This is a genomic window from Enterobacter sp. HG048, from assembly GCF_024702055.1.
Classification (GTDB): domain Bacteria; phylum Pseudomonadota; class Gammaproteobacteria; order Enterobacterales; family Enterobacteriaceae; genus Enterobacter; species Enterobacter dykesii.
On record NZ_JANLIZ010000022.1, the window covers coordinates 25,998 to 41,177 of the forward strand.

Annotated in this window: 15 protein-coding genes; 6 read left to right on the top strand and 9 right to left on the bottom strand. The window is 53.4% G+C overall.

The features are described 5' to 3' along the window. Nucleotides 1-8 precede the first annotated feature (8 nt). The 3 genes from ydcS to NUX24_RS19860 all read right to left on the bottom strand — a co-directional run bounded on the left by ydcS (nt 9) and on the right by NUX24_RS19860 (nt 3,106). The gene (ydcS, locus tag NUX24_RS19850) at nt 9-1,154 is read right to left on the bottom strand and encodes a putative ABC transporter substrate-binding protein YdcS (protein WP_126328639.1); all 1,146 of its coding nucleotides are present in this window, start codon (nt 1,152-1,154) and stop codon (nt 9-11) included. 271 nt (nt 1,155-1,425) lie between these two features. Continuing rightward, on the bottom strand, nt 1,426-2,835 hold the full coding sequence (locus NUX24_RS19855; protein ID WP_126328640.1) for a PLP-dependent aminotransferase family protein: 1,410 nt from the start codon (nt 2,833-2,835) through the stop codon (nt 1,426-1,428). 82 nt (nt 2,836-2,917) lie between these two features. Beyond that, entirely contained in the window at nt 2,918-3,106 is a 189-nt protein-coding gene (locus tag NUX24_RS19860) for a cold-shock protein (protein ID WP_257833630.1), read from the bottom strand. A 392-nt stretch (nt 3,107-3,498) separates the two neighbouring features. Between NUX24_RS19860 and NUX24_RS19865 the strand changes: the two genes are divergently transcribed. From NUX24_RS19865 to hslJ, 4 genes are all read left to right on the top strand, one after another. After that, nucleotides 3,499-4,899, top strand: coding sequence for a cytochrome ubiquinol oxidase subunit I (locus tag NUX24_RS19865; RefSeq protein ID WP_029741510.1), 1,401 nt, complete (start codon nt 3,499-3,501; stop codon nt 4,897-4,899). After that, entirely contained in the window at nt 4,899-5,909 is a 1,011-nt protein-coding gene (gene cydB / locus NUX24_RS19870) for a cytochrome d ubiquinol oxidase subunit II (RefSeq protein ID WP_048029815.1), read from the top strand. Before NUX24_RS19865 ends, cydB begins: the two co-directional genes overlap by 1 nt. Continuing rightward, nucleotides 5,909-6,037 carry a DUF2474 domain-containing protein gene (locus NUX24_RS19875; protein WP_008501283.1) on the top strand — a complete coding sequence of 43 codons (129 nt, stop codon included), beginning with the start codon at nt 5,909-5,911 and terminating at the stop codon, nt 6,035-6,037. The genes cydB and NUX24_RS19875 overlap by 1 nt, the downstream gene beginning before the upstream one ends. 128 nt (nt 6,038-6,165) lie before the next feature. After that, complete coding sequence (hslJ, locus tag NUX24_RS19880; RefSeq protein ID WP_257833634.1) at nt 6,166-6,603, top strand: heat shock protein HslJ; 438 nt, start codon at nt 6,166-6,168, stop codon at nt 6,601-6,603. On the opposite strand, the gene NUX24_RS19885 is transcribed toward hslJ, so the two are convergent. Continuing rightward, nucleotides 6,604-6,870 (bottom strand): DUF333 domain-containing protein, encoded by a 267-nt coding sequence (locus tag NUX24_RS19885; RefSeq protein WP_023312003.1) that lies wholly within the window; start codon nt 6,868-6,870, stop codon nt 6,604-6,606. It abuts the gene before it with no gap. A gap of 271 nt (nt 6,871-7,141) precedes the next feature. On the opposite strand from NUX24_RS19885, the gene nifJ reads away from it, so the two are divergent. Next, on the top strand, nt 7,142-10,666 hold the full coding sequence (nifJ, locus tag NUX24_RS19890; protein ID WP_257833636.1) for a pyruvate:ferredoxin (flavodoxin) oxidoreductase: 3,525 nt from the start codon (nt 7,142-7,144) through the stop codon (nt 10,664-10,666). A 389-nt stretch (nt 10,667-11,055) separates the two neighbouring features. Beyond that, entirely contained in the window at nt 11,056-12,165 is a 1,110-nt protein-coding gene (gene ompC, locus NUX24_RS19895; protein WP_257833638.1) for a porin OmpC, read from the top strand. 335 nt (nt 12,166-12,500) lie between these two features. On the opposite strand, the gene NUX24_RS19900 is transcribed toward ompC, so the two are convergent. The 5 genes from NUX24_RS19900 to NUX24_RS19920 form a co-directional block, all read right to left on the bottom strand. After that, entirely contained in the window at nt 12,501-12,578 is a 78-nt protein-coding gene (locus NUX24_RS19900) for a hypothetical protein (RefSeq protein WP_223239581.1), read from the bottom strand. A gap of 68 nt (nt 12,579-12,646) precedes the next feature. Next, nucleotides 12,647-13,069 (bottom strand): GFA family protein, encoded by a 423-nt coding sequence (locus NUX24_RS19905; RefSeq protein ID WP_047651071.1) that lies wholly within the window; start codon nt 13,067-13,069, stop codon nt 12,647-12,649. A 3-nt stretch (nt 13,070-13,072) separates the two neighbouring features. Beyond that, nucleotides 13,073-13,270, bottom strand: a complete 198-nt coding sequence (locus tag NUX24_RS19910; protein ID WP_023312007.1) for a hypothetical protein — start codon at nt 13,268-13,270, stop codon at nt 13,073-13,075. A 65-nt stretch (nt 13,271-13,335) separates the two neighbouring features. Then, nucleotides 13,336-14,367, bottom strand: coding sequence for a methyltransferase (locus tag NUX24_RS19915; protein WP_257833642.1), 1,032 nt, complete (start codon nt 14,365-14,367; stop codon nt 13,336-13,338). A gap of 264 nt (nt 14,368-14,631) precedes the next feature. Beyond that, nucleotides 14,632-15,081 carry a hypothetical protein gene (locus NUX24_RS19920; protein WP_047651072.1) on the bottom strand — a complete coding sequence of 150 codons (450 nt, stop codon included), beginning with the start codon at nt 15,079-15,081 and terminating at the stop codon, nt 14,632-14,634. Between the last annotated feature and the right edge of the window lie 99 nt (nt 15,082-15,180).

Sequence of the window (15,180 nt, forward strand, 5' to 3'; positions counted from 1 at the left end):
CCGGGCAATTAACGACCGCCCATGATGGCGATGTAGTCCTGCGTCCAGCGGCTGTAAGGGACAAATTTGCCGCCTTCGGCGATGGGGGTTTTCCAGAACATGATTTTGTCGAACTCGTTATAACCGTTTGTTTCGCAGCCTTTATCACCCAGCAGCGTGCTGGCCTTACACCCTTCTGCAACTACGGGCAGGGAGCCAAACCATGCGGCCAGATCGCCCTGCACTTTCGGCGTCAGCGACCAGTTCATCCATTTGTAGGCGCACATCGGGTGTTTTGCCTGCGCGTGCAGCATGGTGGTGTCCGCCCAGCCGGTCACCCCCTCTTTCGGGAAGACGGTGGCAACGGGCTGGTTCTCAGCCTTCAGCGCATTCGCCTGATACGGCCAGGCGCTGGAGGCCACGACGCCTTCATTTTTGAAGTCGCTCATCTGGACGGTGGTGTCATGCCAGTAGCGGTGGATCAGCGCGTGCTGGTCGCGAAGCACCTTGAGCACGGCGGCATACTGTTTTTCGGTGAGCTGGTAAGGGTCTTTGATACCCAACTGCGGCTGCGTGGCTTTGACGAACAGCGCGGCATCGGCGATATAAATCGGGCCGTCATACGCCTGCACGCGTCCCTGATTGGTTTTACCGTCCGGCAGATCCTGTTTAGTAAAGACCACGCTCCAGCTGTCAGGCGGCGTCGGGAAGGTTTTGGTGTTGTACATCAGCAGGTTTGGCCCCCACTGATACGGCGTGCCGTAGACTTTCCCGCCGACGTTAAACCATTCCCCTTTCACAATCCGTCCGTCTAGGGTTTTCCAGTTGGGGATAAGATCGGGGTTAATGGGCTGGACGCGTTTGCCCATGATCAGGCGCAGGGAGGCGTCACCCGAGGCGGTCACCAGATCGTATCCTCCTTTCGCCATCAGGCTGACCATTTCATCCGACGTGGCCGCCGTTTTGACGTTGACCGCACACCCGGTCTCTTTTTCAAACTGGGTGACCCAGTCATAATTTTTATCCGTCTGTCCGCGTTCGATGTATCCCGGCCAGGCGATAATATCCAGCCGACCTTCCCCGTCGCCGATGGCCTTTGGTGGTTCTGCGGCTTGCGCTGTCATGATAGTCATGCCGAGCGCGCACAGGCTGCTGCGGGCAAAATGTTTGCTCATAAGAGTTACTCCTGTCGCAATGAAATTTAGCGGCAGCCGTGCCGTAAAAATATCTCCCTTATTAAACGTAGACCGCGCAAATGCGCCGCACCGTATGGCTTCAGGAAATTTCATCAAGGTGTGACAGAGGGCGCATTCCCCGTTAACTGGATTATAGACAAGGAGTTAGGCGCGAAAGACGGTATGCAGATTTCCTATGACAGGGCACTGCGAAATATTCGCAGCGCCGTCATCAGGATAAGAATTGATTATTTAAATAAGGTCGAATTGATTATTCCAGCATCGTGCTAATTAATTTTCCTAACTGAATGACCGCCTGCTCTTCTCGCTCTCCCCAGGCCCAGGAGGTATTAAACCGGAAGAACGGTGTCCACGCGTCGGAGGTGGAAAACATCTTTCCGGGAGCAATGCTGATGTGGTGCGTTAAGGCTTGTTCGCTGAGCAGCCCCGCATCCAGCTGCGCCGGAAGCTCCAGCCATAAAAAGTAGCCGCTGTCGTTATGGTGGATTTTGACGCCGGCAGGCATATGGCGCAAAAGGGACTGCCAGGCCTGCTGTTTTCGCTCGGCGAGCGTACGCCGCAGGCGGCGCAGATGGGCGTCGTAGCGTTTCGTCGCCAGATAATCCACCAGCGCCAGCTGCACGGGCGAACTGGTGGAGAGCGTGCTCATCAGCTGCAGCTGCTGAATGCGCCGCGCGTGTTTTCCTGCCGCCACCCAGCCGATGCGAAAACCGGCCACCAGGCATTTTGAAAAGGACGAGCAGTGAAGCGTCATGTCCTGACGATCCCAGGCTTTCGCCGGGAGCGGCTTTTCGCGGCCAAAATAGAGCTCGCTGTAGACATCGTCTTCAATCAGGGGGACGTTGTGCTGCGTTAACAGCGCCACAAGCTGCGCTTTTTTCGCAGCGCTCAGCGTAAAGCCAAGCGGGTTCTGACTGTTGGTCATGATCCAGCAGGCTTTAACCGGGTACTCCTTCAGCGCCTGTTCAAGGGCATTCAGGTCAATCCCCTCGCGGACGTCCGTCGCAATCGACAACGCTTTGAGCTTCAGGCGTTCCAGCGCCTGTAGCGCGCCGTAGAAACACGGGTTTTCGACGATCACCCAGTCGCCCGGCTCGGTCACCGCCTGCAGGCTGAGATTGAGCGCTTCAAGCGCGCCTGCGGTGATCACAATCTCTTCCGGGGAGATGTTCATCCCCTGCTGCGCGTAGCGACGGGCAATGGCGTGGCGGAGATCGACGTTACCCGGCGGCAGGTTCTCAATCACGCTCATCGCCGTCGCGGTTTTGCTGACGTTCGCCAGCGAGCGGTTGAGCTGCTGCAGCGGGAAAAGTCGGGGATCGGGAAACGCGGAGGCAAAAGGAACAACGGACGGGTCGCGGCTGGCCTGTAAGACGTCGAAGATGTAGGTATTAATATCCACCACTTCGTCACGCATTACCTGGGCAGGTGGAGCAGGCTGATGTGCGGTCGGGCGCGAGGCAACATAATAGCCCGACTGCGGTCTGGCGACAATGCGCCCCTGACTTTCCAGCATCTGATACGCGTGGCCAACGGTCATAAAACTCATGCCGCTGCTCGCCACCTGCTCTCGCAGCGAAGGCAGCTTATCGCCCGGCAACCATACGCCAAGCTCAATCTGCGAGATAATTTGTTGCGCCAGACGCTGGTATTTTTTCATCAAATTCTCCTTGTGACCGACAGTGTATATCAGCAGGAGAAAAAGAGAAGATTTAGCTAACTGTTATGGTTCGGGAAACGAATTACTTACGGTACTCGGTAACGTGGCTTTGCGCCTGACGCGCGGCGGCCAGGTGATCGAGCGTAATCATCGACGATTTGCAAAAGATGCATTTCGCGCCGAGTGGGTTTTTCTCAGACATATCAAAGGCTGAGGTACGGTACTGCGAGCCATGACAGCATGGGCAGCGGAAATGAATATAAGAAGTCATAGGATTCTCCTGTGAACGTAAAAACGTAAATTACTAATGGGCCGATTGGGCAATAATGGTTTTAAAACAAAACGAATCGGAAAGTAGATAAAGACCCAAGAGAGGCTGCGGAGAGGCACAACGTGATGAGAACTGCTTTATAAAACTACGTCAGATATTTATTTGGACTCAAAACCAGAGAGCCATTAACGCACGGCGCAGACGACAAGGCAAGCAGTTTTATGCGTAAAATTCATAAAAAGACGGTTTTTATTCCTCACTCGAGGTATATCAGATGGCTAAAGCATGAGTTTTAAGCCAACTGTTATGGTTAAAAATCACTTTTCTGCGTCTGATAGTCCGAACTTTGCCCCTATACCATAACAGCACACCGTTTGACATTGAGGCTGTGCATGTTTGGTTTAGATGCTTTTCACCTTGCACGGATACAGTTTGCCTTTACCGTATCCTTTCACATTATTTTCCCGGCGATCACCATCGGCCTGGCAAGCTATCTTGCCGTGCTCGAAGGGCTGTGGCTGAAAACAAAAAATCCGGTCTGGCGCTCGCTGTACCATTTCTGGTCGAAGATTTTTGCCGTCAACTTTGGCATGGGCGTGGTCTCCGGGCTGGTGATGGCCTACCAGTTTGGCACCAACTGGAGCGGCTTTTCACAGTTTGCGGGCAGTATTACCGGCCCGCTGCTGACCTATGAAGTGCTGACCGCCTTCTTCCTCGAGGCCGGGTTCCTCGGCGTGATGCTGTTCGGCTGGAATAAAGTCGGGCCGGGTTTGCACTTCTTCGCCACCTGCATGGTGGCGCTGGGCACCATTATCTCCACCTTCTGGATCCTCTCGTCGAACAGCTGGATGCAGACCCCGCAGGGCTATGAGATCGTCAACGGCCAGGTGGTACCGGTGGACTGGTTCGCCGTGGTGTTTAATCCCTCCTTCCCTTACCGCCTGCTGCATATGTCGATAGCCGCATTCCTGAGCAGCGCCCTGTTTGTGGGCGCATCCGCGGCATGGCATCTGCTGCGCGGGAATAATACTCCTGCCATCCGGGCGATGTTTTCTATGGCGCTGTGGATGACGCTGATTGTCGCCCCCATTCAGGCCATGGTTGGCGATATGCACGGCCTGAACACTTTAAAGCACCAGCCTGCCAAGATTGCCGCCATTGAAGGCCACTGGGAAAATCCGCCGGGTGAGCCTACCCCGCTGCTGCTGTTTGGCTGGCCGGATATGGAACAGGAGCGCACCCGATTTGGGCTGGAGATCCCGGCGCTGGGGAGTCTTATCCTGACGCACAGTCTGGATAAACAGGTTCCGGCACTCAAAGAGTTTCCGAAGGAAGATCGTCCGAATTCCACCATCGTCTTCTGGTCGTTCCGCATCATGGCGGGCCTGGGCATGCTGATGCTACTGCTCGGGGTGACGGCACTCTGGCTGCGCTATAAAAAGCGCGTTTATTCGTCGCGCCCTTTCCTGTGGTTTGCGCTGCTGATGGGGCCAACCGGGCTGATTGCCATCCTGGCCGGGTGGATCACCACCGAAGTGGGCCGCCAGCCGTGGGTGGTCTACGGACTCCAGCGAACGAAGGATGCGGTGTCCGCCCACGGTGATCTGCATATGAGCGTGAGCCTGCTGGCCTTCTTCGTCGTCTATACCTCGGTATTCGGCGTGGGTTACAGCTATATGGTACGCCTCATCCGAAAAGGCCCACAGCCGCATGAAACTTTCGCTACCGAGTCCGACGGACGTCCGGCGCGCCCGCTTTCTGCCGTCACAACTGAACATAAGGAGCAGCCATAATGGGTATCGATCTTTCCATTATCTGGTTTGTGATCATCGTCTTCGCCACGCTGATGTATATCGTCATGGACGGTTTTGATCTGGGGATTGGCATTCTGTTCCCTGCCACGCAGAACGCCGACGATCGCGACGTAATGGTCAACAGCGTCGCGCCGGTCTGGGACGGAAATGAAACCTGGTTGGTGCTTGGCGGTGCCGCTCTGTTCGGCGCATTCCCGCTGGCGTATGCAGTGATCGTTGATGCCCTGACCATTCCGCTAACATTAATGCTGATCGGACTTATTTTCCGCGGGGTGGCTTTTGAGTTTCGCTTTAAAGCCACGCCGGCCCACCGCCCTTTCTGGGATAAGGCGTTTATAGGCGGTTCAATTCTGGCAACGTTCACCCAGGGCGTGACGGTAGGCGCCGTCATTAACGGCTTTACCGTCACCGGCCGGGCCTATACCGGCGGCCCCTTTGACTGGTTTACCGCGTTTAACCTGTTTTGCGGCGCGGGGCTGGTGGTGGCTTATGCGCTGTTAGGCTCTACCTGGCTGGTGATGAAAAGCGAAAACGCGCTGCAGCAGCGGATGCGTGAGGTGTCGAAAACGCTGTTAATCGTGCTGCTGGCGTTTATTGCGGCGATCAGCCTCTGGACGCCGCTGGCGCAACCGGCCATCGCTGCGCGCTGGTTTACGCTGCCGAATCTGTTTTATCTGCTGCCGGTCCCTGCTCTGGTGGTGATTTTTAGCCTCTACCAGTGGCGCTGCCTGAATAATCCCGCCAGCCATAGCCGTCCGTTTATTCTGACGCTGGGGCTGATATTCCTCGGCTTTAGCGGGCTTGGGATCAGCATCTGGCCGCATATTATTCCACCGTCGATCACCCTGTGGCAGGCCGCCGCCCCGACGCAAAGCCAGGGCTTTATGCTGGTGGGCGCGCTGTTGATCATTCCCGTTATTCTGGTCTACACCTTCTGGAGCTACTACGTGTTTCGCGGCAAAGTTCAGCATGGGGAGGGTTATCACTGATGCAACAACCTGTCTGGAAAAGATTACTGTGGCTGGCCATTATCTGGGGCGGCAGCGTACTGGCGCTGGCTGCTGTCAGTATGCTCTTCCGCATGCTGATGACGGCGGCTGGATTTAAATCGCATTAACGTCATTCCGGGCAACCGCTGCGTTGCCCGGTACTTCTCCCCGCACTTTCAGATAAACCCCATTAACCCACGGCAGAGTATCGTTACACTGGAAAAAGATTCACGGTACTTATAGTTTGAGAAGAAAAATGAAAAAGCTCATTGCGTTAAGCGTTATTAGTCTTGTCCTTACCGGCTGCGTTAATCCGGGTAAAACCTCCGTACAGCCGGAGCAACTTAAAAACCACCGCTTTGTGCTGGAAAACGTAAACGGTAAGGCCGTGAAGACCGCGACAACGCAACCTGAAATCGGTTTTAGCGCGCTGCCAGATATCAGCCTGGTGAATAACATCAGCGTTTCCGGCCAGATGTGTAACCGCTTCAACGGACAGGGGAAATTGTCCGAAGGCGAGCTTAAGGTTAAAACGCTGGCCATGACGCGTAAGCTCTGTACCGAGCAGCAGCTGAATGAGCTGGATCAGACCATCGGCGACATGCTGCGCAAAGGGGCGCAGGTCGACCTGACTGAGGACCAGTTAACGCTGGCGACAGCCGATACAACGCTGATGTTTAAGCGTGTAGAATAATCAGTAGTTACCGCAGCTTCCAACGGCAAGCGACTGTTCGCTACAGCGTTTGCCGTTTGGCAAGGCGCACATCCCAATAGCAGAACCATCAAGCTGGCGGGCGACAGACAGCGAACCGCCAATCATCGCGCAGTTGGCCTGACCTGAACTGGACATTGCCGCTTTCATTCCCGGCGCCACGTGGGCTGCCGTTGCCTGCTGGACTGGTTCACTGCTACATGCCGACAACAATAACGCGGCACACCCTACCCAAAATGCTGAGCGCATGCTCTCTCCCCCATGAATAATACGAAACCTATGCATAATAGGCATCACATCCCGTGTCGTCGAGAGCGGAAGTGCGTATTTATGCGCTACAGAAACAATTTCTCGCAATTTTTTCGCCAAAAGTTTGATCTACTCATTGATGGCAAGAATACCAAGGACACAAAAGCGAAAATCGTAAAATCCCCCGTTTGCTAGAATACACAGATAATATTCAGGGTTTGTTGCCGTAATACAGACCCCTATTTTTTGCGCAATGTAAGGGTGTTGTCCTATGCAAACTATTGACGGTAATGGTGCAGTTGCCTCAGTCGCGTTTCGCACCAGTGAAGTTATCGCCATCTACCCGATTACGCCAAGTTCTACCATGGCCGAGCAGGCGGATGCCTGGGCGGGTAACGGGTTAAAAAACGTCTGGGGCGATGTCCCGAGAGTGGTTGAAATGCAGTCTGAAGCCGGTGCGATTGCCACGGTACACGGCGCCCTTCAGACCGGCGCGCTTTCCACGTCGTTTACCTCCTCACAGGGATTGCTGTTAATGATCCCTACGCTGTACAAACTCGCCGGTCAACTGACCCCCTTCGTTCTGCACGTTGCCGCGCGTACCGTTGCTACCCACGCGCTCTCTATCTTTGGCGACCACTCTGACGTGATGGCCGTGCGCCAGACCGGCTGCGCGATGCTATGCGCCAGCAGCGTTCAGGAAGCGCAGGACTTTGCCTTAATTTCGCATATCGCCACGCTCAAAAGCCGCGTGCCGTTTATTCACTTCTTTGATGGTTTCCGCACCTCTCACGAAATCAACAAAATCGTCCCGCTGGCCGACGATACTATCCTGAATCTGCTCCCGCAGGCGGAAATCGACGCGCATCGCGCCCGGGCTTTGAATCCTGAACACCCGGTTATTCGCGGGACATCGGCGAACCCGGATACTTATTTCCAGTCCCGCGAGGCCACGAACCCCTGGTACAACGCTGTTTACGACCATGTTGAACAGGCAATGAATGATTTTGCCGCCGCAACCGGCCGGCAGTACAAACCGTTTGAGTACTACGGCCATCCGCAGGCGGAACGGGTGATCGTGCTGATGGGGTCAGCCATTGGGACCTGTGAAGAGGTGGTTGACGAGCTGCTGACGCGCGGCGAAAAAGTTGGCGTGCTTAAGGTACGTCTCTATCGCCCGTTCTCGGCTAAACATCTGCTTTCGGCGCTGCCTGAAAGCGCGCGCGCTGTGGCGGTGCTCGATCGTACCAAAGAGCCTGGCGCGCAGGCGGAACCCCTCTATCTGGATGTGATGACGGCCCTGGCAGAAGCCTTTAATCAGGGCGAGCGTGAAACGCTGCCGCGCGTTATCGGGGGGCGCTATGGTTTGTCCTCCAAGGAGTTTGGGCCGGACTGCGTGCAGGCGGTATTCAACGAGTTAAGCGAAGCGAAACCCAGACCGCGCTTTACCGTCGGCATTTATGATGACGTGACGAATCTGTCCCTGTCGTTGCCGGAAAATACCCTGCCCTCGACCGCAAAACTTGAGGCGCTGTTCTATGGTCTGGGCAGCGACGGCAGCGTCTCCGCGACCAAAAACAACATTAAAATCATCGGCAACTCAACGCCGTGGTACGCCCAGGGATACTTCGTCTACGACTCCAAAAAAGCAGGCGGCCTGACCGTTTCCCACCTGCGCGTGAGCGAACAGCCCATCCGCTCTGCTTATCTTATTTCTCAGGCTGATTTTGTTGGCTGCCACCAGCTGCAGTTTATCGATAAATACCAGATGGCCGAGCGCCTGAAGCCCGGAGGCATTTTCCTCCTCAATACGCCGTACAGCGCAGACGAAGTCTGGGGTCGACTGCCGCAGGAAGTTCAGGCGGTGCTGAACCAGAAAAAAGCCCGTTTCTACGTCGTCAACGCCGCAAAAATTGCCCGCGAATGTGGCCTGGCTGCGCGTATTAATACCGTTATGCAGATGGCCTTCTTCCATCTGACCAATATCCTGCCGGGCGACAGCGCGCTGGTGGAGCTGCAGGGGGCGATTGCCAAAAGCTACAGCAGCAAGGGCCAGGAGCTGGTCGAGCGCAACTGGCAGGCGCTGGCGCTGGCGCGCGAATCGCTGTATGAGGTACCGCTGCAGCCGGTGGATGCCGCAAGCCCGAACCGCCCTCCGGTGGTGTCCGATGCGGCGCCCGATTTCGTGAAGACCGTGACGGCGGCGATGCTGGCCGGTCTGGGCGATGCCCTTCCCGTCTCTGCGCTACCGCCGGATGGCACCTGGCCGATGGGTACGACCCGCTGGGAAAAACGCAACATCGCCGAAGCGATCCCCATCTGGAAAGAAGAGCTGTGTACCCAGTGCAACCACTGCGTTGCGGCCTGCCCGCACTCTGCCATTCGTGCCAAAGTGGTTTCACCGGAAGAGATGGAAACGGCACCAGCCAGCCTGCATTCGCTGGATGTGAAGTCTCGCGATATGCGCGGACAGAAATACGTTCTGCAGGTCGCGCCGGAAGATTGCACCGGCTGTAACCTGTGCGTCGAGGTCTGTCCGGCGAAAGACAGGCAGGATCCGGAGATCAAAGCCATCAATATGATGTCGCGTCTGGAGCACGTTGAAGAGGAGAAGGTCAATTATGACTTCTTCCTGAATCTGCCGGAAATCGATCGCAGCAAACTGGAACGTATTGATATTCGTACGTCACAGCTGATTACGCCGCTGTTTGAGTACTCTGGCGCCTGCTCCGGCTGCGGTGAAACGCCGTATATCAAGCTGCTTACCCAGCTGTACGGTGACCGGATGCTGATTGCCAACGCTACCGGCTGTTCATCCATCTACGGGGGCAATTTGCCTTCTACGCCGTACACCACCGACGCGAATGGGCGCGGTCCGGCGTGGGCAAACTCGCTATTCGAGGACAATGCCGAATTCGGCCTGGGCTTCCGCCTGACCGTCGACCAGCACCGCGCGCGCGTGATGCGCCTGCTGGAGCAGTTTGCCGGGCAGATCCCCGCGGAGCTCAATGACGCGCTTCACGCGGACGCGACGCCAGAAGAACGCCGTGAGCAGGTTGCTGAGCTGCGCCGCGCGCTGCAGGGCGTGACGGGGGCTGAACAGCTGCTGACCGACGCTGACGCCCTGGTCGAAAAATCAATCTGGCTGATTGGCGGTGACGGCTGGGCTTACGATATCGGCTTTGGCGGGCTGGATCACGTGTTGAGCCTGACCGAAAACGTCAACATCCTGGTTCTGGATACGCAGTGTTATTCCAATACCGGCGGCCAGGCGTCGAAAGCGACGCCGTTAGGCGCGGTAACGAAATTCGGCGAACACGGTAAACGCAAGGCGCGCAAAGATCTCGGCGTGAGCATGATGATGTACGGTCACGTTTACGTCGCGCAAATCTCGCTGGGCGCGCAGCTTAACCAGACGGTGAAAGCGATTCAGGAAGCGGAAGCGTATCCTGGCCCGTCGCTGATCATTGCCTACAGCCCTTGTGAAGAGCATGGCTACGATCTGGCCCTCAGCCACGACCAGATGCGCCAGCTGACCGCAACCGGCTTCTGGCCGCTGTACCGGTTCGACCCGCGTCGTGCTGACGAGGGTAAATTACCGCTGGCGCTGGATTCGCGTCCGCCGTCGGACGCACTGGCCGAGACGTTAATGCAGGAACAGCGCTTCCGTCGCCTTAACGCCCAGCAGCCGGAAGTGGCCGAGCAACTCTGGAAAGATGCCGCTGCTGACCTGCAAAAACGCTATGACTTCCTGGCGCAGATGGCGGGTAAAGCCGAAAAACCGACCAGCGACTAGTTCCTCTGCCCGGCTTGTCCGGGCATTTTTTTACCATAAAAAAAGCCCGGCGTATTCACACCGGGCGAATCCAGATAATTATTGAATATCTATTTAGTTTCCTTAATAGCATTCACGTTAATTATGGATTAATCATCTTACAGGCATATAACGCCTTCAATATTACCTTAATTAAACCCTGTTTAATAATTTCAATTTAATATAAAAACTTTTAAATCATTCATCAAATCAATGACCATTACCGCCGATTTATTCGGTTTAGATTTTACTTAGTTCGTAACAATTATATTTTATTACTCCTTCACGGGAGTGATTTAGCATGAGACAACTTTCTCATTATGAAAGTTCAACAGGTAATTAAATAAAAACAACTGCAAAGGAATATCACAATGCAAAGAAAAGTACTGGCCCTGATGATTCCGGCTCTGTTAATGGCTGGCGCAACTCATGCAGCAGAGATTTATAATAAAGACGGCAACAAATTAGATCTGTACGGAAAAGTAGATGGTCTGCACTATTTCTCCGACGATAAAGGCGCTGACGGGGATCAAACCTATATGCGTCTGGGCTTCAAGGGTGAAACCCAGATCAACGACATGATGACCGGCTACGCGCAGTGGGAATACAACATCCAGGCGAATAATACGGAAGGGTCTGATAATCAGTCCTGGACGCGTCTGGCCTTCGCCGGTGTGAAGGTGGGCGACTACGGCTCCTTCGATTACGGCCGTAACTATGGCGTGCTGTACGACGTGGAAGGCTGGACCGATATGCTGCCTGAATTTGGTGGCGACTCCTACACCAAAGCCGACAACTTCATGACCGGCCGTGCCAACGGTGTGGCAACCTACCGTAACACCGACTTCTACGGTCTGGCGCAGGGCCTGAACTTTGCGCTGCAGTACCAGGGCAAAAATGAAGACGCCAGCAACAACCAGGAAGGTACCAATAACGGACGCGACACGCGTCACGAGAACGGTGATGGCTTCGGTATTTCTACCACCTATGACTTCGGCATGGGGATTACTGCGGGTGCCGCATATGCCTCTTCTGACCGCACCAACGAGCAGGTCATGAATACCACTGCGGGTGGAGACAAAGCGGATGCCTGGACGGCGGGCCTGAAGTATGACGCCAATAACGTCTACCTGGCGGCCATGTATTCTGAAACCCGCAATATGACGCCGTATGGTGATAATATCGACGCCGTGGCGAACAAAACCCAGAACTTCGAAGTGACCGCGCAGTACCAGTTCGACTTCGGCCTGCGCCCGTCCCTTTCCTACCTGCAGTCGAAAGGTAAGGACCTGGGCAACGGCCAGGGCGACCAGGATCTGGTTAAATATGCTGACGTAGGGTTTACCTATTACTTCAACAAAAACATGTCCACCTACGTTGATTACAAAATCAACCTGCTGGATGAAGATGACAGCTTCTACAAAGACAACGGCATCAGCACCGATGACGTTGTAGCGTTAGGCCTGGTTTACCAGTTCTGATGGTCAGAGCCCGCATAATTATGCGGGCTCGCTTTTTTATGACATTTGTCACAAAAGACAGTTTAAGAAAGAGATTGGTTGAGGGAAAGTTGAAAACAAGCGGGTTAAACTGCGGTGATAGCCCTTTCGTCACTAAGGATAACAGCGTTGTTTGGTCGTATATCCCTTGTCGTACTTACCCTTTTAGCATTGTTGTGGATGGCGTTAATTTTTGATTTTGGTGATATTGTCGGGCATCTCGGCGCGCTGTTAAACCATCTGGATGGCAGTTGACCGTGTTCCAGAAAATAAAAAGCCACCAGCAGTGCCGGTGGCGGGTAAACGCGTATGTCGCGTTATTTTTTCACAGGTTGAGGCTTTTTATCCCCTGACTCAGGGGCCTCACGCGGATCGTCTTTTTCAACACAGAGCATAGTTTCTCCTGTATCAGATAACCATTTTCCACTATAGCCAGGCTGAGTAAAGAGTGGCCAGGCGGCAATCATGCCTGCTCTTCCCCTTTCTCGCGAAAAGAGAGATAACCAAATACCCCACTTTCCCCATCCATGGGGTGGTTAACGCCGTCCATCACCTTCACCTCTGGAAAATCAAAAGGTGAAACGTTTTCAAAACAGGCGACATTCACGCCATATTCGTTTGGGTTAGAACGCCGCTGATGGAACGTGTAGATCCCGCACACCGAGCAGAAGAAATGCCGTGCCGTTCCCGTGTTAAAGCGGTACTCGGTGAGCTTATCCTCACCTTTGGTCACCTTAATCCCTGACAAAGGCGCAGAGACAACGACCGCGCCCCGCATGCGACAAAAGGAACAGCTGCAGCGCCGCGCGGTGTTGAGGCCATCAGTGAGCTCAACGGTGAACGCCACCGCCCCGCAATGGCACTTCGCATTCCGTCTTTCAGCCATGGGCTATACCCCTTTTCTCACCAGCTCGGCAGCCTTAACGAAAACCTCATCTTCTACGCCATCGCCTTTTTGCCTGCCGAGTCTGACCAGTTCATCCACAATACTGTTGCGATGGATCGGTTTCTGGGCGGAAACCAGCCCAATTACGGCGGCCCCAATCGCCAGCCCCACTAATCCGGTTTGTTCATCTTTGTTTTTCATATTCATGCTCCTGGTACAACAAACAAGGTTAGCAGGAATATGGTAAAACGGAATGACGGACAAGTTCAGACAGGTATGACCTCCAAAATCGACAGATAGGAACGGGTATCTATTATTTTGTTCAGCTTCAGATTGGTCTGTTCAAACAAGACCTGATACTCAGGCTCTGTTCTTGCCCGCCCGCCATCAAAGCTTGTTAACAGAAGAAGGTCAATTTCAAATCGTCCCTGCTCATTATTTTCTTTTTTAATAAGCGGTTCAAAAATTAATAAGCGGGCGTTCTCTTTCATTGCATTTCTGCAGCACTGAAGTATCTGTACCGCCTTCTCATCAGGCCAGTCCATGAGGATATACTTAAGCAGATAAATGTCCGCTGCAGGACAGGCTTCAAAAAAGCTACCCTCTACCGGCTTCCATCGGCGATTATCATTCAATAGTGACAGTCGATTGCGCGCAAGCACGTCTTTTTGATCAAACAGGATCCCTGTTAAGGTCGGATTTCGACGTAAAACGGCCAGCAATAAATTACCCAGCCCACCGGCGATATCGGCAACGACAGCGTTTTCAGGGAACAAATAGCTATCAGTAATCGCTTCATTCTCTACGGATGACATAGAGGCCATACCGGCGTGAAAAATATTGCTACCCGTCGCCGTGTCGTCATGCTGCCAGTAATCGTAAAAAGGCTTGCCAAACAATTCGTTAAAAACGGGTTTACCTTGCAATATTTCATCCATTCTGGCCGCTGGCTGCCAGAATGTTTGGTCTGTCAGCATGAGCACCGCCGCACGCAAGGAAAATTCATGATCGGAACGCAGGAATTGTGCTGAATGGCTAAGACCGTATTCCGCTTCGGATACTTCGTTGAACACCCCACGCGAAGACAATAAACGCATGATTCGATGAAGATAATCGCCATCGACATTAAGCTCCTTCGCCAGCTGCTTAACGGATTTCTTTCCTTCAGCCAGTAGATCTGCAACGCCTAATACCGCGACAGCCCGAAGTGCTGCCTGCCATACAAAACCCATGCTTTGCTCTAACAAACACATTCCTTCTTTACGGCTGAGTAAATCCAGATTATTACGTTGTGACATTTTCTGCTCCTTACCAATAAAGATGTGTTGGACAACCAAAATCCATTAGCAAGCGTAAGTCTGGAGTTAAGCTTTAGCCATATTAAAAATAACATTCAGCAAAGTTATTTGCTGATATTCCGTATCATTTAGCGTACAGAAATGTTAATGCGTAAATAAATAAAACCACTTGTCATTTATTTTGAATAATAAAATACGGGAATTATTATTAAGGCAATGATTTTTTCACCTAAAAAAAACCGTCGTAAGACGGAATTTTAGTATTTAAAATCTCGGCGTCAGCCCATATATGGGTGTCTTAATGTTTGCCGCCCAAACCTTGATGTCATTTTGAAGCAGTACGGTAAAATCGGATTTCAAATGTGTCACCATACTATTAACGCTGTCAGCGTCCAGTACTGAAAAATGCTCAATTCTGTACTCTCCCACCTGAACACAGTGATATTGTGCAGGAAGCACCTTGCCATTGACGTTAAGCTCTTGCCGGTTCGCACCACATTGTCCAGGGGATATGTAGGACACCAGCAGATTGGCCGAACGCCGGGCCGGTTGAGAAATACTCACCATGACGGGGAAACCTTCTGAGGTCTGCGTCATATCATAAAGAACGGCATTTTTTATATACCATGTATTATATTCGCGCTCCTGAAACGCGGACCAGGAAGGCGCAGAAATAAACGCCAGCGCCGCCAGTGTAATAGTTTGAATTCTCATGGGATGTTGTCTTCCTTGTTGGTGCATTTATTATTCAGATTGTGCAAAAAACAGCAAGCCATTGAGAATAGACCTACTACTATTAGCAGTGCTGGCGTC

What these genes read in the sequence shown, in the direction of transcription:
- ydcS (WP_126328639.1), bottom strand. Translation starts at nt 1,154, where the DNA reads ATGAGCAAACATTTTGCCCGCAGCAGCCTGTGCGCGCTCGGCATGACT.
- NUX24_RS19855 (WP_126328640.1), bottom strand. Translation starts at nt 2,835, where the DNA reads ATGAAAAAATACCAGCGTCTGGCGCAACAAATTATCTCGCAGATTGAG.
- NUX24_RS19860 (WP_257833630.1), bottom strand. Translation starts at nt 3,106, where the DNA reads ATGACTTCTTATATTCATTTCCGCTGCCCATGCTGTCATGGCTCGCAG.
- NUX24_RS19865 (WP_029741510.1), top strand. Translation starts at nt 3,499, where the DNA reads ATGTTTGGTTTAGATGCTTTTCACCTTGCACGGATACAGTTTGCCTTT.
- cydB (WP_048029815.1), top strand. Translation starts at nt 4,899, where the DNA reads ATGGGTATCGATCTTTCCATTATCTGGTTTGTGATCATCGTCTTCGCC.
- NUX24_RS19875 (WP_008501283.1), top strand. Translation starts at nt 5,909, where the DNA reads ATGCAACAACCTGTCTGGAAAAGATTACTGTGGCTGGCCATTATCTGG.
- hslJ (WP_257833634.1), top strand. Translation starts at nt 6,166, where the DNA reads ATGAAAAAGCTCATTGCGTTAAGCGTTATTAGTCTTGTCCTTACCGGC.
- NUX24_RS19885 (WP_023312003.1), bottom strand. Translation starts at nt 6,870, where the DNA reads ATGCGCTCAGCATTTTGGGTAGGGTGTGCCGCGTTATTGTTGTCGGCA.
- nifJ (WP_257833636.1), top strand. Translation starts at nt 7,142, where the DNA reads ATGCAAACTATTGACGGTAATGGTGCAGTTGCCTCAGTCGCGTTTCGC.
- ompC (WP_257833638.1), top strand. Translation starts at nt 11,056, where the DNA reads ATGCAAAGAAAAGTACTGGCCCTGATGATTCCGGCTCTGTTAATGGCT.
- NUX24_RS19900 (WP_223239581.1), bottom strand. Translation starts at nt 12,578, where the DNA reads ATGCTCTGTGTTGAAAAAGACGATCCGCGTGAGGCCCCTGAGTCAGGG.
- NUX24_RS19905 (WP_047651071.1), bottom strand. Translation starts at nt 13,069, where the DNA reads ATGGCTGAAAGACGGAATGCGAAGTGCCATTGCGGGGCGGTGGCGTTC.
- NUX24_RS19910 (WP_023312007.1), bottom strand. Translation starts at nt 13,270, where the DNA reads ATGAAAAACAAAGATGAACAAACCGGATTAGTGGGGCTGGCGATTGGG.
- NUX24_RS19915 (WP_257833642.1), bottom strand. Translation starts at nt 14,367, where the DNA reads ATGTCACAACGTAATAATCTGGATTTACTCAGCCGTAAAGAAGGAATG.
- NUX24_RS19920 (WP_047651072.1), bottom strand. Translation starts at nt 15,081, where the DNA reads ATGAGAATTCAAACTATTACACTGGCGGCGCTGGCGTTTATTTCTGCG.